This window comes from Pseudomonas koreensis (assembly GCF_012986595.1).
In the GTDB taxonomy this organism is placed as follows: Bacteria; Pseudomonadota; Gammaproteobacteria; order Pseudomonadales; family Pseudomonadaceae; genus Aquipseudomonas; species Aquipseudomonas koreensis.
The window spans coordinates 863,309-886,598 of record NZ_JAAQYM010000001.1 but is presented as its reverse complement, the minus strand read 5'-3'; the positions used below and the strand labels follow the sequence as shown (position 1 = coordinate 886,598).

The 23,290-nt window shown below is 60.4% G+C and carries 22 protein-coding genes; 9 read left to right on the top strand and 13 right to left on the bottom strand.

Going from position 1 to position 23,290, the window contains the following annotated elements; translation table 11 throughout:
* Positions 1-11: 11 nt before the first annotated feature.
* Entirely contained in the window at positions 12-1,349 is a 1,338-nt protein-coding gene (gene hisD / locus HBN98_RS04220) for a histidinol dehydrogenase (protein WP_083367004.1), read from the top strand.
* Positions 1,350-1,351: 2 nt separating this feature from the next.
* Positions 1,352-2,404 (top strand): histidinol-phosphate transaminase, encoded by a 1,053-nt coding sequence (gene hisC, locus HBN98_RS04215; protein WP_083367003.1) that lies wholly within the window; start codon positions 1,352-1,354, stop codon positions 2,402-2,404.
* A 48-nt stretch (positions 2,405-2,452) separates the two neighbouring features.
* Here hisC and HBN98_RS04210 read toward each other — a convergent pair whose 3' ends face one another.
* The 3 genes from HBN98_RS04210 to algW all read right to left on the bottom strand — a co-directional run bounded on the left by HBN98_RS04210 (position 2,453) and on the right by algW (position 6,536).
* Entirely contained in the window at positions 2,453-3,172 is a 720-nt protein-coding gene (locus tag HBN98_RS04210; protein ID WP_083367002.1) for a DUF4198 domain-containing protein, read from the bottom strand.
* A 12-nt stretch (positions 3,173-3,184) separates the two neighbouring features.
* The gene (locus HBN98_RS04205; RefSeq protein ID WP_083367001.1) at positions 3,185-5,290 is read right to left on the bottom strand and encodes a TonB-dependent siderophore receptor; all 2,106 of its coding nucleotides are present in this window, start codon (positions 5,288-5,290) and stop codon (positions 3,185-3,187) included.
* Between the two features lie 88 nt (positions 5,291-5,378).
* Positions 5,379-6,536, bottom strand: coding sequence for a Do family serine endopeptidase AlgW (gene algW / locus HBN98_RS04200; protein ID WP_064585996.1), 1,158 nt, complete (start codon positions 6,534-6,536; stop codon positions 5,379-5,381).
* Between the two features lie 103 nt (positions 6,537-6,639).
* Between algW and HBN98_RS04195 the strand changes: the two genes are divergently transcribed.
* The 3 genes from HBN98_RS04195 to cysN all read left to right on the top strand — a co-directional run bounded on the left by HBN98_RS04195 (position 6,640) and on the right by cysN (position 10,476).
* Entirely contained in the window at positions 6,640-7,398 is a 759-nt protein-coding gene (locus HBN98_RS04195) for a Nif3-like dinuclear metal center hexameric protein (RefSeq protein WP_083367000.1), read from the top strand.
* Between the two features lie 252 nt (positions 7,399-7,650).
* The gene (cysD, locus tag HBN98_RS04190; RefSeq protein WP_007912374.1) at positions 7,651-8,568 is read left to right on the top strand and encodes a sulfate adenylyltransferase subunit CysD; all 918 of its coding nucleotides are present in this window, start codon (positions 7,651-7,653) and stop codon (positions 8,566-8,568) included.
* A gap of 9 nt (positions 8,569-8,577) precedes the next feature.
* Entirely contained in the window at positions 8,578-10,476 is a 1,899-nt protein-coding gene (gene cysN / locus HBN98_RS04185; protein WP_083366999.1) for a sulfate adenylyltransferase subunit CysN, read from the top strand.
* A 195-nt stretch (positions 10,477-10,671) separates the two neighbouring features.
* On the opposite strand, the gene HBN98_RS04180 is transcribed toward cysN, so the two are convergent.
* The 3 genes from HBN98_RS04180 to HBN98_RS04170 are packed head-to-tail and all read right to left on the bottom strand — an operon-like array spanning position 10,672 to position 14,064.
* Entirely contained in the window at positions 10,672-11,577 is a 906-nt protein-coding gene (locus HBN98_RS04180) for an acyltransferase (protein WP_083366998.1), read from the bottom strand.
* On the bottom strand, positions 11,578-13,677 hold the full coding sequence (gene pta, locus HBN98_RS04175) for a phosphate acetyltransferase (RefSeq protein WP_083366997.1): 2,100 nt from the start codon (positions 13,675-13,677) through the stop codon (positions 11,578-11,580).
* A 60-nt stretch (positions 13,678-13,737) separates the two neighbouring features.
* The gene (locus HBN98_RS04170; protein ID WP_045122156.1) at positions 13,738-14,064 is read right to left on the bottom strand and encodes a DUF3565 domain-containing protein; all 327 of its coding nucleotides are present in this window, start codon (positions 14,062-14,064) and stop codon (positions 13,738-13,740) included.
* Here HBN98_RS04170 and HBN98_RS04165 point away from each other — a divergent pair.
* The 3 genes from HBN98_RS04165 to HBN98_RS04155 all read left to right on the top strand — a co-directional run bounded on the left by HBN98_RS04165 (position 14,033) and on the right by HBN98_RS04155 (position 16,384).
* Positions 14,033-14,518: an FKBP-type peptidyl-prolyl cis-trans isomerase gene (locus HBN98_RS04165; RefSeq protein ID WP_064586001.1), complete on the top strand. Its 486-nt coding sequence runs from the start codon at positions 14,033-14,035 to the stop codon at positions 14,516-14,518. The two genes, HBN98_RS04170 and HBN98_RS04165, sit on opposite strands and share 32 nt — an antisense overlap.
* A gap of 123 nt (positions 14,519-14,641) precedes the next feature.
* On the top strand, positions 14,642-15,124 hold the full coding sequence (locus HBN98_RS04160; protein WP_064586002.1) for a glutathione peroxidase: 483 nt from the start codon (positions 14,642-14,644) through the stop codon (positions 15,122-15,124).
* Positions 15,125-15,280: 156 nt separating this feature from the next.
* Positions 15,281-16,384 (top strand): NADH:flavin oxidoreductase, encoded by a 1,104-nt coding sequence (locus HBN98_RS04155; RefSeq protein WP_083366996.1) that lies wholly within the window; start codon positions 15,281-15,283, stop codon positions 16,382-16,384.
* 110 nt (positions 16,385-16,494) lie between these two features.
* Here HBN98_RS04155 and HBN98_RS04150 read toward each other — a convergent pair whose 3' ends face one another.
* From HBN98_RS04150 to cysZ, 3 genes are all read right to left on the bottom strand, one after another.
* Complete coding sequence (locus HBN98_RS04150; RefSeq protein WP_083366995.1) at positions 16,495-17,694, bottom strand: glycosyltransferase family 4 protein; 1,200 nt, start codon at positions 17,692-17,694, stop codon at positions 16,495-16,497.
* A 47-nt stretch (positions 17,695-17,741) separates the two neighbouring features.
* Positions 17,742-19,304: a family 20 glycosylhydrolase gene (locus tag HBN98_RS04145; protein WP_083366994.1), complete on the bottom strand. Its 1,563-nt coding sequence runs from the start codon at positions 19,302-19,304 to the stop codon at positions 17,742-17,744.
* 191 nt (positions 19,305-19,495) lie between these two features.
* The gene (cysZ, locus tag HBN98_RS04140; RefSeq protein ID WP_083366993.1) at positions 19,496-20,254 is read right to left on the bottom strand and encodes a sulfate transporter CysZ; all 759 of its coding nucleotides are present in this window, start codon (positions 20,252-20,254) and stop codon (positions 19,496-19,498) included.
* A 311-nt stretch (positions 20,255-20,565) separates the two neighbouring features.
* Between cysZ and trxB the strand changes: the two genes are divergently transcribed.
* Positions 20,566-21,528 carry a thioredoxin-disulfide reductase gene (gene trxB, locus HBN98_RS04135; RefSeq protein ID WP_003221727.1) on the top strand — a complete coding sequence of 321 codons (963 nt, stop codon included), beginning with the start codon at positions 20,566-20,568 and terminating at the stop codon, positions 21,526-21,528.
* Between the two features lie 125 nt (positions 21,529-21,653).
* On the opposite strand, the gene HBN98_RS04130 is transcribed toward trxB, so the two are convergent.
* From HBN98_RS04130 to folE, 4 genes are all read right to left on the bottom strand, one after another.
* Entirely contained in the window at positions 21,654-21,992 is a 339-nt protein-coding gene (locus HBN98_RS04130) for a HopJ type III effector protein (RefSeq protein ID WP_083366992.1), read from the bottom strand.
* The gene (locus tag HBN98_RS04125; RefSeq protein WP_007968038.1) at positions 21,985-22,281 is read right to left on the bottom strand and encodes a DUF1244 domain-containing protein; all 297 of its coding nucleotides are present in this window, start codon (positions 22,279-22,281) and stop codon (positions 21,985-21,987) included. The genes HBN98_RS04130 and HBN98_RS04125 overlap by 8 nt, the downstream gene beginning before the upstream one ends.
* A gap of 68 nt (positions 22,282-22,349) precedes the next feature.
* Positions 22,350-22,721: a dihydroneopterin triphosphate 2'-epimerase gene (gene folX / locus HBN98_RS04120; RefSeq protein WP_064586009.1), complete on the bottom strand. Its 372-nt coding sequence runs from the start codon at positions 22,719-22,721 to the stop codon at positions 22,350-22,352.
* Positions 22,722-23,282, bottom strand: coding sequence for a GTP cyclohydrolase I FolE (folE, locus tag HBN98_RS04115; RefSeq protein ID WP_083366991.1), 561 nt, complete (start codon positions 23,280-23,282; stop codon positions 22,722-22,724).
* Positions 23,283-23,290 lie beyond the last annotated feature (8 nt).

Sequence of the window (23,290 nt, the reverse complement as noted above, 5' to 3'; positions counted from 1 at the left end):
AGGCTCTCGCTATGACCGCACCGACTGCAATTCGCCGACTCAACGCTGCTGACCCGGATTTCGCGCATCATCTGGATCATCTGCTGAGCTGGGAAAGTGTGTCTGACGACTCGGTCAATCAGCGCGTGCTGGACATCATCAAGGCAGTGCGCGAGCGCGGTGACGCGGCGCTGGTCGAGTTCACCCAGAAGTTCGACGGTCTGCAAGTCGCTTCGATGGCTGACCTGATTCTGCCGCGCGAGCGTCTGGAACTGGCCCTGACCCGCATCACCGTGGCGCAGCGCGAAGCGCTGGAAAAAGCCGCCGCGCGGGTGCGTAGCTACCACGAAAAACAGAAGCAGGATTCCTGGAGCTACACCGAAGCTGACGGCACCGTGCTCGGCCAGAAAGTCACGCCACTGGATCGCGCCGGCCTGTACGTGCCGGGCGGCAAGGCCTCGTACCCGTCGTCGGTATTGATGAACGCGATTCCGGCCAAGGTCGCGGGCGTGACCGAAGTGGTCATGGTCGTGCCGACCCCGCGTGGCGAAATCAATGAGCTGGTGCTGGCGGCGGCGTGCATCGCCGGCGTTGACCGGGTGTTCACCATCGGTGGCGCCCAGGCGGTTGCCGCGCTGGCTTATGGCACCGAAAGCGTGCCGCAAGTGGACAAGGTGGTCGGCCCGGGCAACATCTATGTCGCCACCGCCAAGCGCCACGTGTTCGGCCAGGTTGGCATCGACATGATCGCCGGCCCGTCGGAGATTCTCGTGGTGTGCGACGGCCAGACCGATCCGGACTGGATCGCCATGGACCTGTTCTCCCAGGCCGAACACGACGAAGACGCCCAGGCGATTCTGGTCAGCCACGACGCCGAGTTCCTCGACAAGGTGGCGGCCAGCATCGACAAGTTGCTGCCGACCATGGACCGCGCGACCATCATCGAAACCTCGATCAACGGTCGCGGCGCGCTGATTCACGTGCGTGACATGGCACAAGCCATCGAAGTCGCCAACCGCATCGCCCCGGAACACCTGGAGCTGTCGGTGGCCGACCCGCAAGCCTGGCTGCCGCAGATTCGTCACGCTGGCGCGATCTTCATGGGCCGGCACACCTCCGAGGCGCTGGGCGATTACTGCGCCGGCCCGAATCACGTGCTGCCGACCTCCGGCACCGCGCGTTTCTCCTCGCCGCTGGGTGTGTACGACTTCCAGAAACGTTCGTCGATCATCTTCTGCTCCGAAGCCGGTGCGTCCGAGCTGGGCAAGACTGCTTCGGTGCTGGCCCGTGGCGAATCCCTGAGCGCGCACGCACGCAGCGCCGAATACCGCATCAAAGACGCAGACTTTCTTGAAGGGAAGGGGGAGTGAACATGAGTAAATTCTGGAGCCCGTTCGTCAAGGATCTGGTGCCTTATGTGCCCGGCGAACAGCCGAAGCTGACCAAACTGGTCAAGCTCAATACCAACGAAAACCCGTACGGCCCGTCGCCCAAAGCCTTGGCGGCGATGCAGACCGAGCTCAACGACAACCTGCGTCTGTACCCGGACCCGAACAGCGATCTGTTGAAGTCTGCCGTCGCGAAATACTACGGTGTACAAAGCAATCAAGTGTTCCTCGGCAACGGTTCGGACGAAGTGCTGGCGCACATCTTCCACGGCCTGCTGCAGCACGAGCAGCCGCTGCTGTTCCCGGACATCAGCTACAGCTTCTACCCGGTGTACTGCGGTCTGTATGGCATCCAGTTTGATGCCGTGCCGCTGGACGCGCAGTTCCAGATCAACCCGGCGGACTACGCCAAGCCGAATGGCGGGATCATTTTCCCCAATCCGAACGCACCGACCGGTTGCCTGTTGGCGCTGGAGGCGGTTGAACAAATCCTCAAGGCCAGCCCGGATTCGGTGGTGGTCGTGGATGAGGCGTATATCGACTTCGGCGGTGAAACCGCGATCAGCCTGGTGGATCGTTATCCCAACCTGCTGGTGACGCAGACCCTGTCCAAGTCCCGTTCGCTGGCGGGGCTGCGGGTCGGTCTGGCGGTGGGGCATCCGGATCTGATCGAGGCGCTGGAGCGGATCAAGAACAGCTTCAACTCCTATCCGCTGGATCGTCTGGCAAATGTCGGCGCGACGGCAGCATTCGAAGATCGCGAGTACTTCGACAAGACCTGCCGTCTGGTGATCGAGAGCCGTGAGTGGGTGGTCGCGCAGTTGCAGGCCAAGGGCTTTGAAGTGCTGCCGTCGGCGGCGAACTTCATCTTCGCCCGGCACCCGCAACATGACGCGGCGGGCCTGGCGGCGAAGCTGCGCGAGCAGGGTGTGATCGTGCGTCACTTCAAGCAGGAGCGGATTGCCCAGTTCCTGCGGATCTCGATCGGTACGCCGGAGCAGAATCAGGCACTGATCGACGGCCTCGGCGAGCTCTAAAAGCAAGGCCCTCACCCTCTCTCTCCGGGAGAGGGTGAGGGTCTGCTTCTATTCGTGATGCGGCTCGCCAAGGAAGGTCAGTGAGGTAAACAATCCACGACTATCCACATCGGCGCTGCCCTTCACCGGCATCTCAACCTGCGCCGCAATCACATTCAACCCCTCATTTCTCACCAACACCTGTGCGCGGCCATCCTTGTCGGTCTCGGTACTCAGTGTGTTCGGCGCGCTGCGATAGTCGCCAATCAACTTCACCCCAGCCGCCGGTTTGCCATCAAGCAATACCTGCACTGGCAGTGACTTGCCCGGCCCAACGGTCAACGGATCGACCTCAGGTAAAATCAGCAGCTTGATCTGATCAAGCTTGGGCAACTTCGCCCCCGGCTGATAAATCGCCAAGCTGTACTTGAACGTCTCCGTCGCTTCAACCGCGCCCGGGACTTTACTGCGGCCTTCGTTGATCCACCTCTTTTCAGCCGTCTGCGACCACATGCCATTGTTCAGCGCTACCGCCATCACTGCGGGGGACTTCAATGGTTTCAGTCGTGCGTGATCGGCCAGGCGCTCGACGCTGACCGGAATCATCTTGCCACCCGCGTCATATGCCCAGGCGCCGCTGATTTTCTGCGCCTTGAACGCGTTGTCCTCAGCGCCATGACCGTAGACCACTTCGATGTGGCCGCGACGCTGTTCTGTCCACAGGCCATGGGCCGAGACTTCGCCTGCGAACAGCGCGGCGATGAGCACAAGTGATTTGCCGTATTGCATGGTGACGTCCTTTTACAGGTTGAGTGTCAGGCTGACGGTGAAATTGCGCGGCTCGCCGGGGTTGACCCAGTAGTTGCTGTAAGCGCGCTCGTAGTACTTTTCGTCGAAGAGGTTGTTCAGATTGAGTCCGACGGTGACGTTGTCGCTGGCCTTGTAATGCGCCAGCAAATCGACGGTGTGATAGGCCGGCAATTCGAAGTCACTGCCGGATTCTCCCGAGCGATCGCCGACATAAGTGAATGCCGCGCCGACGTCCGAGCCGCGCAGATGACCATCCTGAAACTCATAAACTCCGAGCAGACTGCCGCTGCGTTTGGCCACGCCGAGGATGCGGCTGCCGGTGGGAATCACGGCATCGCCCCGGGTGACTTCGGCGTCGATGTAAGCGAACGCGCCGATCACCCGCACGGCGTCGGTCACTTGCCCGCTGACCTGCAGATCGAAACCGCGGCTGCGGGCCTTGCCCATCGCGCGGCTGGTGTCGGTGGCCGGGTCGAGGGCGAGGACGTTTTCCTTATCGATGTGGAAGAAGGCGAGGGTGCTGCTCAGGCGCTCGTCGAACAGCTCACTCTTGATCCCGACTTCGTAACCGACACCTTCCTCCGGATCGAAGGATTTACCGGCGGCGTCGAGGCCGTTGTTCGGTTTGAACGAGGTTGAGGCGTTGGCGAACAGGCCGGTATCTGGTGTGAGTTGATAGAGCAGGCCGACCCGTTGGGTGAGCGCGTCGTGACGTTGATTGCTGGTGGCGTTGCGGCTGTGATCGTCGATGTGCTGGTCGAAATGCTCGAAACGCGCACCGATCATCCCGCGCAGTTTGTCGGTGAAGACGATCTGGTCCTGCAGGTTCAGTGCATGACTTTCGACCTGTTCGAAGAAGTCAGTTCCCGAGCGCGCGCCGTTGGGTTTCGGCTGGCCATAGATCGGCTTGTAGATGTCGATGGCATAAGGGACGCCGGCAATGGTGGTGACACGCTCATTCTTGCGGAAGTTTTCGTACTCGCTGCCGATCAGCAGTTCGTGTTGCCACGGGCCGAGATCGAACATGCCGCGCAGTTCCAGTTGAGTAATGCTGTCGTGCCAGTTGGTGTCACGTTCGCGATAGCGGCGGTTGACGGTGTGGCCATCGGCATTCACTGGGCGTGATTCGGAGGCGTCGCCCCAGAGTTTGCCTTCCTTGTAGTGACTGGCCAGGCGCAGCTTCCAGCTGTCGTTGAGGTGATGTTCCAGCGTGGCCTGAAGCAGGTTGTTGTGGTTGTCGATGTTGCCGTCGTTGGGTTCGCCGAGGAAAGTCGAGCGCGAAACACCGCCCCATTTATTGTTGGGCGCGACGATACCGCGATCGAAGGTGGAGCTGTGGCGGACGATTTCGCTTTCTACCGACAGCGAGGTGTCCGGGTTCAATTGCCAGCTGATCGAAGGTGCGACAAACACGCGCTGGCTGTCGACGTAATCGCGAAAGCTGTGGTTGTCCTCGACCGCGAGGTTGATCCGCGACAGCACATTGCCCTGCTCATCCAGCGGCGTGTTGACGTCCAGCGCGGTGCGATAGCGATCCCAGCTGCCGGCGCTGGTTTGCAACGTGGTGAAGGCTTCGGGTTGCGGTTTCTTCGTGACAATGTTCACCGTACCGCCAGGATCGCCACGACCGTAGAGGCTGGCGGCCGGGCCTTTGAGTACTTCGATGCGTTCGATATTTGCCGCGTCCGGCGTGCTCGGATAGCCGCGATTGGCACTGAAGCCGTCCTTGTAGAACTCCGAAGTGGTGAAACCACGCACGCTGTATTCGTAAAGGGTCAGACCGCCGAAGTTGTTTTGCTTGGACACGCCGCCGGCAAAATCCAACGCGCGCTCGACGCTGCTGCTGCCCAGATCTCTAAGCACGCTGGCCGGTACTACGCTGATCGCTTGCGGGATATCGCGGATCGCGGTGTCGGTTTTCGTCGCGCTGGACGAACGTGTGGCGCGGTAGCCCTTGACCGGGCCAGTGGGCGACTCGTAGTCGGAGATGACGCTGATGGCGTCGAGTTCGAGGGGTTTGGGTTCTTCGGCGAACGCTGGATCGACCAGCAAGCCCAGGCTCAGGCCGAGCAGGGAAGCCTTTGTTCGAGACGACATGTTATGTTGTTCCAATTGCCATAATTGAAACAATATAACATGCCTGTTGAGAATGTCTTTTATCCGCGCAATTTACGCGGAAAAAGTCTTACTCCTCTTTTTCCTGCACCGGCGCCGGCGGCGGACGCAGGCCGATTTCAGCGGTCAGCTTCAGCTCCTTGCCATTGCGCATCACTTGAATCGTGACCTTGTCGGTCGGTTTGATCCGCGCCACCTGGTTCATCGACTTGCGACCATCACCGGCCGGTTCGCCATCAATGCTCAGAATCACGTCGCCCAGTTGCAGGCCGGCCTTCTGCGCCGGGCCATCGCGGAAGATCCCCGCAACGACAATCCCCGGACGCCCGGACAAGCCAAATGATTCGGCCAGTTCCTGGGTCAGCGGCTGCACTTCAATACCGAGCCAGCCACGAATTACCTGACCGTGCTCGATGATCGACTTCATCACTTCCATTGCCAGCTTCACCGGAATCGCGAAACCGATGCCCTGCGAGCCGCCGGACTTGGAGAAGATCGCCGTGTTGATCCCGGTGAGGTTGCCGTTGGCGTCGACCAGCGCGCCGCCGGAGTTGCCCGGGTTGATCGCGGCGTCGGTCTGGATGAAGTCTTCGTAATTGTTCAGGCCCAACTGGTTGCGCCCGGTGGCGCTGATGATGCCCATGGTCACGGTCTGGCCGACACCGAACGGGTTGCCGATGGCCAGTGCGACGTCGCCGATGCGGATGCTGTCGGAACGGCCGACGGTGATCGCCGGGAGGTTCTTCAGGTCGATCTTCAGCACCGCGAGGTCGGTTTCCGGGTCGCTGCCGATCACTCGCGCCAGGGTTTCGCGACCGTCCTTGAGGGCGACCACGATCTGATCGGCGCCGGTGGTCACGTGGTTGTTGGTCAGGATGTAGCCTTCCGGGCTCATGATCACGCCGGAACCGAGGCTCGATTCCATGCGTTTCTGTTTCGGCGAGTTGTCACCGAAAAAACGTCGGAATTGCGGATCTTCAAACAGCGGGTGCGCCGGTTTGGCGATGACTTTGGTGGTGTAGAGGTTGACCACCGACGGCGCGGCGATGGTGACCGCGTCCGCGTAGGACACCGGCCCCTGCTGCACGCTGGTGGTCTGCGGCGCCTGTTGCAGGTTGACGTCGAGGCTCGGTAGCCCGACCCACTGCGGGTAACGCTGAATAATCAACAGAGCGATAAGCACACCGGCCAACAGCGGCCAGCCGAAAAAACGCAGCGCCTTGAGCATTAAGCACGTCCTGGAAAAGTTGCAGGCGGGGTCAGACCGCCCATAATGTCGCGCATTATACGAGGCCGCGCGCGCCTCTGAACGGGATATTTAGGAGTCTTTCATGGCCGTCGCCCTCAGCACCCTCGTCGAAGAAGCCGACCGTTACCTGGGCAGTGCAAAAATCGCCGATTATTGCCCCAACGGCCTGCAGGTCGAAGGCCGTCCGCAGGTGATGCGCATCGTCAGCGGCGTCACCGCCAGTCAGGCCTTGCTTGATGCGGCTGTCGAAGCGCAGGCGGATCTGATCCTGGTGCATCACGGCTATTTCTGGAAGGGCGAGAACCCGTGCATCACCGGCATGAAGCAGCGTCGCCTCAAGACCTTGCTCAAGCACGACATCAGTCTGCTCGCTTACCACTTGCCGCTGGACCTGCATCCGGAGGTCGGCAACAACGTGCAACTGGCGCGGCAACTGGACATCACCGTCGAAGGGCCGCTGGATCCGGACAACCTGAAGATTGTCGGCCTGGTCGGCTCGTTGAGCGAGCCCATGACCCCGCGTGATTTCGCCCGCAAGGTGCAAGACGTCATGGGCCGCGAGCCGCTGCTGGTCGAAGGCAGCGCGATGATCCGCCGCGTGGGCTGGTGCACCGGGGGCGGGCAGGGCTATATCGATCAGGGCGTGGCGGCGGGTGTCGATCTGTTCCTCAGCGGTGAAGCCTCCGAGCAGACCTTCCACAGCGCCCGGGAAAACGACATCAGCTTCATCGCCGCCGGCCACCACGCCACCGAGCGCTACGGGGTGCAGGCACTGGGCGATTATCTGGCGAAGCGCTTCGCCCTCGAGCACATCTTTATCGATTGCCCGAATCCGATCTGACGACTCCCGGCGAGCTTGATCTGAAATGCTGTCCTGTAGGAGCGAAGGCTGCGATCTTTTGATCCGGAAAACAAAGGCAAAAGATCGCAGCCTTCGGCAGCTCCTACAGGGTGGGATGGGGCAAACCAGTGGGCATATTCATATGCCCTTTCGTTCTAGCTTGCGCCCTGATTAGAAGAAGGACGCTGTGCTAGGATTCCCCGCTCGAACACGGCCCGCTGGCCGTTCATAAGAAAGCTTTCGTGAGTAGCCATGGTCGACAAACTGACGCATCTGAAACAGCTGGAGGCGGAAAGCATCCACATCATCCGCGAGGTGGCCGCCGAGTTCGACAACCCGGTGATGCTGTACTCCATCGGTAAAGACTCCGCCGTGATGCTGCACCTGGCACGCAAGGCGTTCTTCCCGGGCAAACTGCCGTTTCCGGTGATGCACGTCGACACCCGCTGGAAATTCCAGGAGATGTACAAGTTCCGCGACAAGATGGTCGAGGAACTGGGCCTGGACCTGATCACCCACATCAACCCCGATGGCGTGGCGCAGAACATCAACCCGTTCACCCACGGCAGCGCCAAGCACACCGACATCATGAAGACCGAGGGCCTGAAGCAGGCACTCGACAAGCATGGTTTCGACGCAGCATTCGGCGGCGCCCGTCGCGATGAAGAAAAGTCCCGCGCCAAGGAGCGCGTATATTCGTTCCGCGACAGCAAACACCGCTGGGACCCGAAAAACCAGCGTCCGGAGCTGTGGAACGTCTATAACGGCAAGGTCAACAAGGGCGAATCCATTCGTGTGTTCCCGTTGTCGAACTGGACCGAGTTGGACATCTGGCAGTACATCTACCTCGAAGGCATCCCGATCGTGCCGCTGTACTTCGCCGCCGAGCGTGAAGTGATCGAGAAGAACGGCACGCTGATCATGATCGACGACGAGCGCATCCTCGAACACCTGTCCGACGAGGACAAGGCACGCATCGTCAAAAAGAAAGTGCGTTTCCGTACCCTTGGCTGCTACCCGTTGACGGGCGCGGTGGAGTCCGAGGCCGAAAGCCTCACGGACATCATTCAGGAAATGCTCCTGACGCGAACTTCCGAGCGCCAGGGCCGAGTCATCGACCACGATGGCGCAGGCTCGATGGAAGACAAAAAACGTCAAGGCTATTTCTAAGGGGTTGTCATGTCGCACGCATCTGATTTGATCAGCGAGGACATCCTCGCCTACCTGGGCCAGCACGAACGTAAAGAGCTGCTGCGCTTTTTGACCTGCGGTAACGTCGATGACGGCAAGAGCACCTTGATCGGGCGCCTGCTGCACGACTCCAAGATGATCTACGAAGATCACCTGGAAGCCATCACCCGCGATTCGAAGAAAGTCGGCACCACCGGCGAAGACATCGATCTGGCGTTGCTGGTCGACGGCCTGCAGGCCGAGCGTGAGCAGGGCATCACCATCGATGTCGCCTACCGCTACTTCTCCACCGCCAAACGCAAATTCATCATCGCCGACACCCCCGGCCATGAGCAGTACACCCGCAACATGGCCACCGGTGCTTCCACCTGTGACCTGGCGATCATTCTGGTCGATGCCCGTTACGGCGTGCAGACCCAGACCCGTCGCCACAGCTTCATCGCCTCGCTGCTGGGCATCAAGCACATCGTCGTCGCCATCAACAAGATGGACTTGAAGGACTTCGATCAGGGTGTGTTCGAGTCGATCAAGGCCGACTACCTGAAGTTCGCTGAAGGCTTGAAGATGAAGCCGACCAGCATGCACTTCGTGCCGATGTCCGCCCTCAAGGGCGACAACGTGGTGAACAAGTCCGAGCGCTCGCCGTGGTACACCGGCCAGTCGCTGATGGAAATTCTCGAGACCGTGGAAGTGGCGGGCGACCGCAACTTCACCGATCTGCGTTTCCCGGTGCAGTACGTCAACCGTCCGAACCTGAACTTCCGCGGTTTCGCCGGCACCCTCGCCAGCGGCATCGTCAAGAAGGGCGACGAAGTCGTGGTGCTGCCGTCGGGCAAGAGCAGCCGCGTGAAATCCATCGTCACCTTCGAAGGTGAGCTGGAGCACGCAGGTCCCGGGCAAGCGGTGACGCTGACCATGGAAGACGAGATCGATATCTCCCGTGGCGACCTGCTGGTGCATGCCGAAAACGTGCCGCCGGTCACCGACAGCTTCGAAGCGATGCTGGTGTGGATGGCTGAAGAGCCGATGCTCCCGGGCAAGAAATACGACATCAAACGCGCCACCAGTTACGTGCCGGGCTCGATCGCCAGCATCGTCAACAAGGTCGACGTGAACACCCTCGAAGAAGGCCCGGCGAGCGCGTTGCAGCTCAACGAAATCGGCAAGGTGAAGATCGCGCTCGACGCGCCGATCGCCCTCGACGGTTACGACAGCAACCGCACCACTGGCGCGTTCATCATCATCGACCGCTTGACCAACGGCACTGTCGGCGCCGGCATGATCGTCGCTCAGCCGCTGGCTCACGGCACGGCCTCGCACCACGGCAAACTGGCTCATGTCGCCACTGAAGAACGTGCCCAGCGCTTCGGCCAGCAACCGGCCACCGTGCTGTTCAGCGGTCTGTCGGGCGCGGGCAAGAGCACGCTGGCCTACGCGGTTGAACGCAAGCTGTTCGACATGGGCCGTGCGGTGTTTGTGCTCGATGGTCAGAACCTGCGTCATGACTTGAACAAAGGCCTGCCACAGGATCGCGCCGGTCGCACCGAGAACTGGCGTCGTGCCGCGCACGTGGCGCGTCAGTTCAACGAAGCGGGCCTGCTGACCCTGGCAGCGTTCGTTGCGCCAAGCGCTGAAGGTCGCGAGCAGGCCAAGGACCTGATCGGCAAGGATCGTCTGCTGACCGTTTACGTGCAGGCCTCGCCGGCTGTGTGCGCCGAGCGTGATCCGCAAGGTCTGTATGCCGCCGGTGGCGACAACATCCCGGGCGAATCCTTCCCGTACGACGTGCCGCTGAACGCCGATCTGGTGATCGACACCCAGTCGCTGTCGCTGGAAGAAAGCGTCAAGCAAGTGCTGGATCTGCTGCGCAAGCGTGGCGCGATCTAAGCAATAAAGCAGCGACAAGCTTCTAGTTTCAAGCTGCAAGAAAAAGCCCGCCGATGAGTGATCATCGGCGGGCTTTTTTATTCGGGCCAACTCGGTCAATTGTAGGAGTGAGCCTGCTCGCGATAGCGGTGTGTCATTCAAGATTGTTGGTGGCTGATCCACCGCTATCGCGAGCAGGCTCACTCCTACAGGGGATTAGAGCTTGTCTGTGTATTCGCGGTGCATCTGTTCCAGCAACGCGTCCTTGTCTTGCCACAGCTGATTGATCCAGCCCTGGAACTGCAGGCGATACTCGCCGTCCTGATCGTAGTTCTTGCCGATGAACGCCGGCGGAATCTGCAGCTCTTCAAAGTGCACCACCACGTCCCGCACATTGCCGCACAACAGGTCCCAGAAGCCCGGACGCCCACCCGGATAGTGGATGGTCACGTTGACGATCGACTCCAGCTGTTCACCCATCGCATCCAGCACAAAGGCGATGCCGCCGGCCTTGGGCTTGAGCAGGTATTTGAATGGAGATTGCTGCTGCGCATGCTTGCCTTCGGTGAAACGCGTGCCTTCGACGAAGTTGAAAATCCCCACCGGGTTGTTGCGGAATTTCGCGCAGGTCTTGCGCGTGGTTTCCAGGTCTTTGCCTTTCTTCTCCGGATGCTTTTCCAGGTAGGCCTTGGAATAACGCTTCATGAACGGGAAGCCCAGCGCCCACCACGCCAGTCCGATCACCGGGACCCAGATCAGCTCCTGCTTGAGGAAGAATTTCAGCGGTTGAATACGCCGGTTGAGCACGTATTGCAGCACCAGAATATCGACCCAGCTCTGGTGGTTGCTGGTGATCAGGTACGAGTGTTGGTAGTCCAGGCCTTGCAGGCCGCTGATGTGCCAGCGCGTGCGGCGCACCAGGTTCATCCAGGCCTTGTTGTTACTGATCCACGCTTCGTGGGTGTGGCTCATCAGCCACAGCGAGGCGCGGCGGGCGAGGTCGAACGGCAGCATTTTGATCAGCGCCACGCAGAACAGGAACGAGCACAGCAGAATCGTGTTGAGTGCCAACAACAGCGAGGCGATCACGCCGCGCAACGGTGCAGGGAGAAAATCCAGCATTTACACATCCATAGGTCGGTTGGCGGCTTGAATCGCAGTGAGGGCGATGGTGTAGACGATGTCGTCGACCTGCGCGCCGCGCGGCAGATCATTCACCGGTTTGCGCAGGCCTTGCAGCATCGGCCCGAGGCTGACGCAGTCGGCGCTGCGCTGCACGGCTTTGTGGGTGGTGTTGCCGGTGTTCAGGTCGGGGAACACGAACACCGTGGCGCGACCGGCGACCTGGCTGTTCGGCGCCAGTTGCCGGGCGACTTCCGCGTTGGCGGCGGCATCGTATTGCAGCGGACCGTCGATCAGCAGCGAATGCTGTTGCTCGTGGGCCAGCAGGGTGGCCTCGCGCACCTTCTCGACTTCCTCGCCGCTGGCGGATTCACCGCTGGAGTAGCTGATCATCGCCACCCGTGGGGTGATGCCGAAAGCCGCGGCCGAGTCAGCGCTTTGCAGGGCGATCTCGGCCAGTTCCGCAGCACTCGGGTGCGGGTTCATTACGCAGTCGCCGTAGACCAGCACTTCTTCGGGAAACAGCATGAAAAACACCGACGACACAAGCGTGCAGCCCGGTGCCGTTTTGATCAGCTGCAGGGCCGGGCGGATCGTATTGGCAGTGGTGTTGATCACCCCGGAGACCAGTCCGTCGACTTCATCGAGGGCGAGCATCATGGTGCCGATCACCACGGTGTCTTCCAGTTGCTGTTCGGCCATCGGCGCGTTGAGGCTTTTGCTCTTGCGCAGGGCGACCATCGGCTCGATATAGCGTTCGCGGATCAGGTCCGGATCGAGAATCTCCAGCCCCGGCGGCAACTCGATGCCCTGAGCGCGGGCCACGGCCTCGACGTCCTCGGGTTTGGCCAGCAACACGCAACGGGCGATTCCGCGCTCCTGGCAGATCGCCGCCGCTTGCACGGTGAGCGGTTCGCTGCCTTCGGGCAGGACGATGCGTTTGTTCGCCGACTGCGCGCGTTGAATCAGTTGATAACGGAACACGGCAGGCGACAGACGCATTTCCCGTGGTGTGCCGCAGCGCTGGTGCAGCCATTTGGCGTCGAGATGGCTGGCGACGAAATCGGTGATGATCTCCGCGCGTTCGCGGTCATCGATGGGGATTTCCTTGTTCAGGCCATTGAGCAGGTTGGCGGTGTCGTAGGAGCCGGTGCTCACCGACAACACCGGCAAACCGGCCTGCAACGCGCCACGGCACAAGTCCATGATGCGCGGATCGGGCAGGGTGTCGCTGGTCAACAGCAGGCCGGCCAGCGGTACGCCATTGAGTGCCGCGAGGCTGACCGCGAGGATAATGTCGTCACGGTCGCCCGGGGTCACCACCAGCACACCGGGCTTGAGCAGCTCCACGGTGTTGCGCATGGTGCGCGCACAAATGATGATTTTGGTCATGCGCCGGGTTTCGTAGTCGCCGGCGTTGAGCACCTGCGCGCCCATCAGGTCAGCGACGTCGCGGGTGCGTGGCGCGTTGAGTTCCGGCTGGAATGGAATGCAGCCGAGCAGGCGGAAATCCCCGCTGCGCAACAACGGCGAATGTTCCTTCAGCCGCGTGGCGAAGGCGTCCATGCTCTCATCGGTCTTGACCTTGTTGAGGATCACGCCCAGGACCTTCGGGTCTTTCGGGCCGCCAAACAACTGCGCCTGCAGTTCCACGCGACCGGAGAGTTCGGCGAGCACTTCGTTTTCCGGGGCCGAGACCAGAATCACTTCGGCATCCAGGCTCTTCGCCAGGTGCAGATTGACCCGCGCGGCGTAGCTGGCGCTGCGGGTCGGCACCATGCCTTCGACCACCAGCACGTCTTTGCCAATGGCGGCTTGCTGATAAAGGGCGATGATTTCTTCGAGCAGTTCGTCGAGCTGACCGTCGCCAAGCATCCGCTCGACGTGGGCCAGGCCCAAGGGTTGTGGTGGTTTCAGGCCATGGGTGCGCGCCACCAGTTCGGTGGAGCGCTCAGGACCGGTGTCGCCCGGATGCGGTTGGGCGATCGGCTTGAAGAAGCCGACTTTCAGTCCGGCCCGCTCCAGGGTACGCACCAGCCCGAGGCTGATGGAGGTCAGACCCACGCCAAAATCGGTGGGCGCGATAAAAAAAGTTTGCATGCGAATTCTCTAAGGGTGCATGGCAATGGTGGCGATCTATACGTGACTGCCTACCGAAATTCAGTCGCCAAGGTTATCGCTAACCGAGCCTTGTGCGCACCAACCGCAGGCAAAGGGTTGGCCTATTTTTTCAATACGTTGCGCCGGGTCAAGGACCCAGGCGCGCGATTGCCATGGCGGCTGATGACGCAAGTGTTGAGTATGGCCACAGGAAAGCTCGGCCACCCAGTGACCGTCCTCGTCCTGATGGAAACCGGTGATCGTCGAATCCCGTTTGTCCGGGTTGTGTTCGCTTTCGCGCGATTGCTTCGCTAAACTTGGCCTTTCTATATTCTTCTGCAAAAGGTCTCGCCCCATGCTGATCGCCGCCAATAAGGCTGTCTCCATCGACTATACCCTGACCAACGACGCTGGTGAGGTCATCGACAGCTCCGCCGGCGGCGCTCCGCTGGTCTACCTGCAAGGCGCAGGCAACATCATCCCGGGCCTGGAAAAAGCTCTGGAAGGCAAGGCTGTTGGTGACGAGCTGGAAGTTTCCGTTGAGCCGGAAGACGCTTACGGCGAATACGCTGCCGAACTGGTCAGCACCCTGAGCCGCAGCATGTTCGAAGGCGTTGACGAGCTGGAAGTCGGCATGCAGTTCCACGCTTCGGCGCCGGACGGCCAGATGCAGATCGTGACCATCCGTGACCTGGACGGCGACGACGTCACCGTTGACGGTAACCACCCACTGGCCGGTCAGCGCCTGAACTTCAAAGTGAAGGTCGTTGATATCCGTGACGCCAGCCAGGAAGAAGTCGCTCATGGCCACGTCCATGGCGAAGGTGGCCATCACCACTGATTTTCTGCGCTAAGCTTCGAGTACTGGAGAGGCGCCCGCGGGCGCCTTTTTAGTCCGCGGCTGTCCTTGGTGCTCTCGCCAAGTGGCTGTTTCGAGTAGAACACGGGAATCCTGGAGTACGTCATGAGTGCTTTTCACGACCTTAAGTTGACAGCCCTGGATGGTCAGGAGCTACCGCTGGCGCCTTTCAAGGGCCAAGTCGTGCTGGTGGTCAACGTCGCCTCCAAATGCGGCTTGACCCCACAGTACGCAGCGCTGGAAAACCTCTATCAGCAATTCAAGGACAAAGGTTTCAGTGTGCTGGGCCTGCCGTGCAACCAGTTTGCCGGGCAGGAGCCAGGCAGCGAACAGGAAATCCAGGAATTCTGCAGCCTCAACTATGGCGTGACATTTCCGTTGTCGAGCAAGCTCGAAGTCAACGGTCATGATCGTCATCAGCTCTACCGCTTGTTGGCGGGCGAGGGCGCGGAGTTTCCCGGGGATATCACCTGGAACTTCGAGAAGTTTCTGCTCGGCAAGGACGGCCGGGTGCTGGCGCGGTTCTCGCCGCGCACCGCGCCGGATGATCCGACCATCGTTCATGCGATTGAAAAAGCGCTGAGCTGAAACAAAAAAATCGCAGCCCTCGAGCTGCGATTTTTTTCGCCTGCCTTTTGAGCCTTAATCATTCTTATCAATAGTGCTATCGCGTGAGAACGGAGCTGCATATTATCGCCGTCATATAGATTGATGCCTGTCGATAACTTTTCGTGGAGCCTCCCGATGCCCGTTCAAGCCTTGTTCAAACCCTTCCACCTCGGTGCCCTCGAACTGCCGACCCGTGTGGTCATGGCGCCGATGACCCGCTCGTTTTCCCCGGGTGGCGTACCGAACTCCAAAGTCATCGAGTACTACCGTCGTCGTGCCGCCGCCGGCGTCGGCCTGATCATCACCGAAGGCACCACCGTTGGCCACGTAGCCTCCAATGGCTACCCGAATGTGCCTCAGTTCTTCGGTGATGCCCCGTTGGCTGGCTGGAAAAAAGTCGTCGACGCGGTGCATGCCGAGGGCGGCAAAATCGTTCCGCAACTGTGGCACGTGGGCAGCGTACGCCGCATCGGCACCGAGCCGGACGCCAGCGTGCCGGGTTACGGCCCGTCGGAAAAACTCAAGGACGGTCAGGTCGTGGTGCACGGCATGACCCGGCAGGACATCCAGGACGTGATTGCTGCGTTCGCCCAGGCCGCCAAGGATGCGCAAAGCATTGGCATGGACGGTGTGGAAATCCACGGTGCCCACGGCTACCTGATCGACCAGTTCTTCTGGGAAGGCAGCAACCAGCGCACCGACGAATACGGCGGCAGCCTGGCCAACCGTTCGCGTTTCGCCATCGAATTGATCCAGGCGGTGCGTGCCGCGGTCGGCGAAGGGTTCCCGATCATCTTCCGTTTCTCCCAGTGGAAGCAGCAGGACTACACCGCACGTCTGGTGCAAACTCCGGAAGCGCTGGGTGAATTCCTCAAGCCGCTGTCTGACGCGGGTGTGGACATTTTCCACTGCTCGACGCGGCGTTTCTGGGAGCCTGAGTTCGACGGTTCCGAGCTGAACCTGGCCGGCTGGACCCGCAAGCTGACCGGCAAGCCGACCATCACCGTGGGCAGCGTCGGCCTCGACGGCGAATTCCTGCAATTCATGGTCAACACCGACAAGGTCGCGCAACCGGCGAGCCTGGAGAAACTGCTGGAGCGTCTGAACAACGACGAGTTCGATCTGGTGGCGGTGGGCCGTGCGCTGCTGGTGGACCCGGACTGGGCGCTGAAAGTGCGTGAAGGGCGTGAACAGGACATTCTGCCGTTCAGCCGCGAGGCGTTGATGACGCTGGTTTAAGCGCTGTCAGTACCGACGCCATCGCGAGCAGGCTCACTCCTACACTGGAATGCGTTCCAAATTGTAGGAGTGAGCCTGCTCGCGATGGCTGTTTCAAAATCTGCAGAAACCTAAGGCAATGTCTGCGCATCCGGCAACACCTGCTCCCCGACACACGCCCCCCGCAAATGCTTTTCAAACTGCTCGATGATCGCCGCCCAGCCCTGGCGACTGGCATGCTGGCGCGCATTCAGACGCACGCAACGCAACGTCTCGTCCTCTTCCAGCAACCACGCCGCCGCATCGCAGAATGCCTGTTCATCACCGGGCATGGCCAACACGCCGTTGTAGCCATGGCGGATGTGCTGCGCCGCTGCAGCCTGATCGTACGCCACCACGCCCAGACCGGAGGCCAAGGCTTCGAGCACTACATTGCCGAAGGTTTCGGTCATGCTCGGAAACAGAAAAAGGTCCCCGGAGGCATAGTGCGCCGCCAGCGCTTCGCCGCGTTGTGAACCGCAGAAGATGGCCTGCGGCAGCTCCTTTTCCAGCGCAAGCCGTTGCGGTCCGTCACCGACCACGATCAGCTTCAGGTTGCGCTGTGGATACGTGCTGCATAGTTTGTCGAAGCAGCGCCTGAGCAGTCCCAGATTCTTCTCCGGGGCCAGGCGTCCTACGTGAATTACCGCAATGTCCTGCTCGCTCAGTCCCCATTGCTCACGCAATCCGTTGAGTCGCTTGGCCGGGTGAAACAACTGGCTGTCCACGCCTCGAGAGAGCAGGGCGAGGCGGTCGAAGTGCCGGCGCTCCAGTTCCAGACGTTGACTGACACTCGGCACCAGGGTCATCGCCGAACGGTTGTGGAACCAGCGCAGATAGTGGGTCAGCAAGCGCGTGAGCAAGCCCAGCCCGTATTGGTTGGTGTACTGCTGGAAATTGGTGTGAAAGCCGCTGACCACCGAGATCCCCAACCGTCGTGCTGCGCGCAGGGCCGACAAGCCGAGCGGGCCTTCGGTGGCGATGTACAGCACGTCCGGCCGCTGGCGTTTCCAGCGCCGCAGCAGCTTGTGCATCGACGACTGTCCCCATTGCAGCCCCGGATACCCGGGCAGCGGCCATCCCCGACACAGCAACAGCGCATCATCCTCGGCGCGCTGCGGATCGCCGGCCTGGCGCGGCCGCACCAGTTCCACCTGATGCCCACGCGCGCGCAAGCCATCGCACAGGCGGCCAAGCGTGTTGGCCACCCCATTGATTTCCGGTGGGAAGGTTTCGCTGATCAAGGTGATATGCAGAGCTGTCGTCATGACCTCAGTGTCGGCTGAGGCCATGTCGTGCCTGTGACGCTTGCGTGATGGATTTGTGAAAGGGTGTGCTGTCACCACGGCACTGGTGGCGGATGGGCTGCTGCGCGCGCGACCACCGAGAGTGATTGGTGGCGGGCCGGGGCATTCGGTGAGTCCCAGGTGCGCTGCCCCAGCGGAAGCAACCACGCTTTTAGCTGTGGCCAGATTTCCTCCGGTGAACTGAATGATGGCACCTCTATCCATAGTTGGATGCCCGCGCCCACCATGGCCGGACTTTGCGCAGGAATATCCGTGTAGTCCCCACCGGCCTTGTCCATGAACCGGTTGGCGCGCCATACGTCATAGAGGCCGTGAGGCGAGTGCCTGGTGTGCAAGAGGTTGTCCCAGGTCGGGTTAACAACGAAGTAGAAATCTCCGTGAGCGTTGAGCACGCGGTAACCGGCATCAACCAGTTGCTGCACGTTCAGTTCACCCCGCAGGCTGCCCCAGATACTCCAGCATTCGATTTGCACGCGTTTATCGAGCGCGATGATTTGGTTTGTCTGTACTGCGCCATCGTTCCAGACCCGCGCTGTTCTGCCCTTCACCCTCAGGAATTCGGCCAGTTCGTTGACCAGGCATCGGACCGCATCCTCCGAGTTGGCCGCAGGATTAGCGGAAGCTTTACGGGCGTATTCAGCCAACTGAGGGGTATTTTGCGGGGTTATCGGGTTAAGAAAGTATTCATCTGCGCCCAAATGGATGTATTGGCTTTGCGCGAACATTTGCATGAGATCGGAGAACAGCACCTTCAGAAAGTCCCGTGCTTCTTCAAGGCTGAAGTCGATTGCTTTCGAAACGACCTGTTGGTTGCTGAGCTTCAGTTGAAACTGCGGGCGGTTGCGCAATATCCAGTCCATGTGTCCCGGCATATCGAGTTCTGGAATCACTTCGATGTGGTAAGCCGCAGCGGTGTCGAGCACGCGCTCGAGATCTGCTGCACTCCAGGCATCATCGCTGGAAATGTCTGGAAAGGAAGGGAATATCACCCTGACGCCCTCATTGTCGGTGAGGTGTAGATGCAGGGTGTTGAGCTGGTTCCAGGCCATTTCCTGAATCAGATTGATGACCCACTCGGGACTGAACCCACGGCGTCCCAGATCAATCATTACCGAGCGCTCTGCGAAAGCCGGGGCATCAATGACTACGACCGGGTCAAGCTCAGTGGACAGTCGGACGGCCTTATGCAGGGTTGTCAATGCGCGCGCCATGGCCCCCAGGTTGGCCGCGGTGACGTGAATGGCTCGCGTGATGTCGATTCGGTAGGTCTCACTCTCGCCATTGGAGGGGACCGTAACACCAGCGGTGTCTGGCGTGGACAGTCTCAGCGCCACGTCGCCTTCACCGATGTGAGACATCTGATTTGATTGCAGTACGACGGCCGGTGGCTGTTTGAGTTCGGCGGCACTCGCGAAGCCGAATGCCAGGCGTGTTGCCAAAGGACGCAGGCGTTCGTCGTCAATGACGATGCGGGTACTGGTACTGATGACAAATCCAGTGCATGGCTGGGCGTGAAGTACGGAGGGGCTCATGCCAAGCCAGGGGAATCTTTGATTCTCAAGGTGCGCATGACGATCTTCTGCAACAGTTTTCATTGTGACGCTCTCCAAAGTCAGAGGGCGTCACTCATGCGTGCAGTTCATGGGAGGTTGGCTTGAGCAGGCCCAGACCGGATTGGATAACGAAAGCAGAGGAGGCACAACTGTCAGAAATGACAGTTGTAAATGGATGCCGACTGATGAATCAACGATCTTGTTGCAGGCAGCCCCAGTGTGTCACGCCAAATTTAACGGCTGACGTGTGTCTCCAGCGCTTCCGCACCCCGCTCCCGTACCCAGAACAAGGTCGCGCCCGCGACGGCGGCCGGCATCATCAGAATGTTCACCACCGGAATCAGCAGCACCAGATAGACGATGCCGCCGAAACTCATGCTCTGCCAGCGCTTCTGCCGCAGCCAGGCGAGCATTTCGTTCCAGCCCAGTTTGTGGTTGTCCGCCGGGTAGTCGATGTACTGGATCGCCATCATCCATACGCCGAACAGCAGCCACAGCGGCGCGGCGACGATGTTCACCACCGGGATGAACGAGAGGATGAACAGGCCGATCGCTCGCGGCAGGAAGTAGCCGAGCTTGCGCATTTCCCGGGCGAGGGTGCGCGGGATCATCGCGATCAGTTCGCCCCAGCTGAACGCCGGGAAATCATCCGTGCCGCGTACCACCACTTCGACCTTTTCCGCGAGAAATCCGTTGAACGGCGCGGCGATCACGTTGGCGAGCATGGTGAAGGTGAAGAACACCATCAGCGCCACCAGCACCACGAACAGTGGCCAGAGGATGTAGCTGAGGAAACTCAGCCAGTCCGGCAGTGACGGCATCAGGCTGTCGACCCACAGGCTGAACTGATGGCCGGCCAGATAGATCAATCCGACGAACAGCACCAGGTTGATGGCCAGCGGCAACAATACGAACAGGCGCAGGCCCGGGCTGAGGACCAGTTTGAGGCCTTCGCGCAGGTATTGCGGGCCGGACAGAACAGGGGCGGGCATAAGGTGCTCCGAGCAAGGGAAAACGCGCCGACCTTACCGACTTTGCACTACGCGGGAAAGCGCGGCAGAGCGATCGACATTCACTGTAACAAAGACGTTCATCTCGTCAGTGTCTGCGCATAGAGACCACCTATGAGCTGGATTGTTAAACCGTATTTCCTTAATCTTGCCCCCCTCGATACGCTGCACCCAACTTTTTACAGGACTGTCGAGTTCATGCCTTCCCCAAGGTTATCTACAGTCCTTTTTTATTCCCGCCGGCAGTCCGGCGTTCCGCGCCAGTCTTTCGGCGCGGTCAACAGGAGCAGGTCATGTCTGAAGTCCGTCATTCGCGAGTGATTATTCTCGGTTCCGGCCCTGCCGGTTACAGCGCTGCGGTCTACGCCGCCCGTGCCAACCTCAAGCCGCTGCTGATCACCGGCATGCAGGCCGGCGGTCAACTGACCACCACCACCGAAGTCGACAACTGGCCGGGCGACGTGCACGGTCTGACCGGTCCGGCACTGATGGAGCGGATGCGCGAGCACGCCGAGCGTTTTGAAACCGAGATCGTTTTCGATCACATCAACGCTGTGGACTTCGCCGCCAAGCCGTACACCCTGACCGGCGACAGCGCGACCTACACCTGCGACGCGCTGATCATTGCAACCGGTGCCAGCGCTCGCTACCTGGGCCTGCCGTCGGAAGAAGCGTTCATGGGCAAAGGCGTTTCCGCCTGCGCGACCTGCGACGGTTTCTTCTACCGCAACAAGCCAGTGGCTGTGGTTGGTGGCGGTAACACCGCGGTTGAAGAAGCGCTGTACCTGGCCAACATCGCCAGCACCGTGACCCTGATCCACCGTCGCGAAACCTTCCGCGCCGAGAAGATCCTGATCGACAAGCTCAACGCCCGTGTGGCCGAAGGCAAGATCATCCTCAAGTTGAACGCCAACCTCGACGAAGTGTTGGGCGACAACATGGGCGTGACCGGTGCGCGCCTGAAGAACAACGACGGCAGCTTCGACGAAATCAAAGTCGACGGCGTGTTCATCGCCATCGGCCACACCCCGAACACTTCGCTGTTCGAAGGCCAGTTGACCCTGAAAGACGGTTATCTGGTGGTGCAGGGCGGCCGTGACGGCAACGCGACGGCAACCAGCGTCGAAGGCATTTTCGCCGCCGGTGACGTGGCTGACCACGTTTACCGTCAGGCCATCACCTCGGCCGGCGCCGGCTGCATGGCGGCACTGGACACCGAGCGTTACCTGGACGGTCTGCAGAACGCTTCGTTCTAAATCGCAGACACAAAAAAACCGGCCTCGGCCGGTTTTTTTATGAGAATCAAAAGATTGCAGCCTCCGGCAGCTCCTACGGAGATCGGTGTAGGAGCTGCCGGAGGCTGCGATCTTTTGATCTTGAATCAGCGGCGGGTCAGCGGCTGTGCTTCGAACTTTACACCGTCCAGACCATGCTTGATCAGCGCACGAATATTGCCGTGGTCGCTGCCCTCAGGCGTCGCCACCACCGAACGGTAATGCTCGCCGAACGCCAGCAGCGCCTCTTCATCGCTCAAGCCTTCCAGCAGTGCCAGACCCAATGTCTTGCACGAACCTTCGTTTTGCCCGGCAGCGTTTTCCACGCCACCGTTGTTGAACGCCTGAGGCTGGTAGTCGTAACCGGCGGCGATGAAGGCCAGGGTGTCGGCGAAAAGATGTTCGCCGCTCTTGAGGCTGACGCGCAGGGTGTTCAAATCACTCATTGGGTTTTCCTTTGGCGAACGCCGCCTGTTGTTCGGCGCTGGCTTCTTGCTGGTATTGGGCTTTCCACTCGGCGTAAGGCATGCCGTACACCACTTCACGGGCGTCGTCGAGGCTGACCTCGATCTGACGGTCATCGGCGGCGGCCTTGTACCACTTGGACAGGCAGTTGCGGCAGAACCCGGCAAGGTTCATCAGGTCGATGTTCTGCACGTCCTTGCGGCTGTCCAGATGGGCGACCAGCCGGCGGAAGGCGGCGGCTTCGAGTTCGAGGCGTTGTTGCTCGGTCATGATGGGCTCTGTGCAGTCTATTCGTGGCGCGGATGATAAAAGTCTGGCGAGCAATGCGCCAGACACGCTCAGCGGCTGGCGGCGAGGGTGATTGACACCGATTCGGCAAACCGCAGCGCATGCGGCTTGTCGACTTCGACTTCGGCATACAGCACGGCGCTATTGCTCATCACCAGATCCAGCAACTCCTGGGTCAGGCGTTCGAGCAGCGCAAAACGGTTACCCTCGACGTGGGCGATGATCGCCTTGGTGATGGTGCGGTAGTTCAGCGCGTGATCGATGTCATTGTCGCGCACCGCTTCCTGCGCGGCATACAGGATGGTCAGGTTGATCAGCACATCCTGTTTGTTGAGGATCTCGTCCTCGTTGATTCCGATAAAGGTGCGCAAGCGCAGATCCTTGACCCGGATGCGCGCCATTCCCGGTTGAAGTTGTGACATTTACTTGCTCCGTCCAATCAATTGCAGGAACTCCTGACGGGTGTTGCTCGAGTCGCGAAAGGCGCCGAGCATGACCGAGGTGTTCATGGTCGAATTCTGTTTTTCGACACCGCGCATCATCATGCACATGTGTCGGGCCTCAATGACCACCGCGACGCCGGCGGCATCGGTGACTTGCTGCACCGCATCGGCAATCTGCCGGGTGAGGTTTTCCTGAATCTGCAGGCGCCGGGCGAACATGTCCACCAGCCGCGCAATCTTCGACAGCCCCAGCACCTTGCCCGTCGGAATATAAGCCACATGGGCCTTGCCGATGAAGGGCAGCAGGTGATGTTCGCACAACGAGTACAGCTCGATGTTGGCGACGATGATCATCTCGTCGCTGTCGGAGGCGAACAGTGCGCCGTTGACGATCTCATCCACACGCTGTTCGTAGCCGTGACACAGGTATTGCATGGCTTTGGCCGCGCGCACCGGGGTGTCGAGCAGGCCTTCGCGGTCAGGGTCTTCACCCAGGCCGATGAGGATCTCGCGGTAATTCTCGGGCAGGGTACGGCTCATGGGCGATC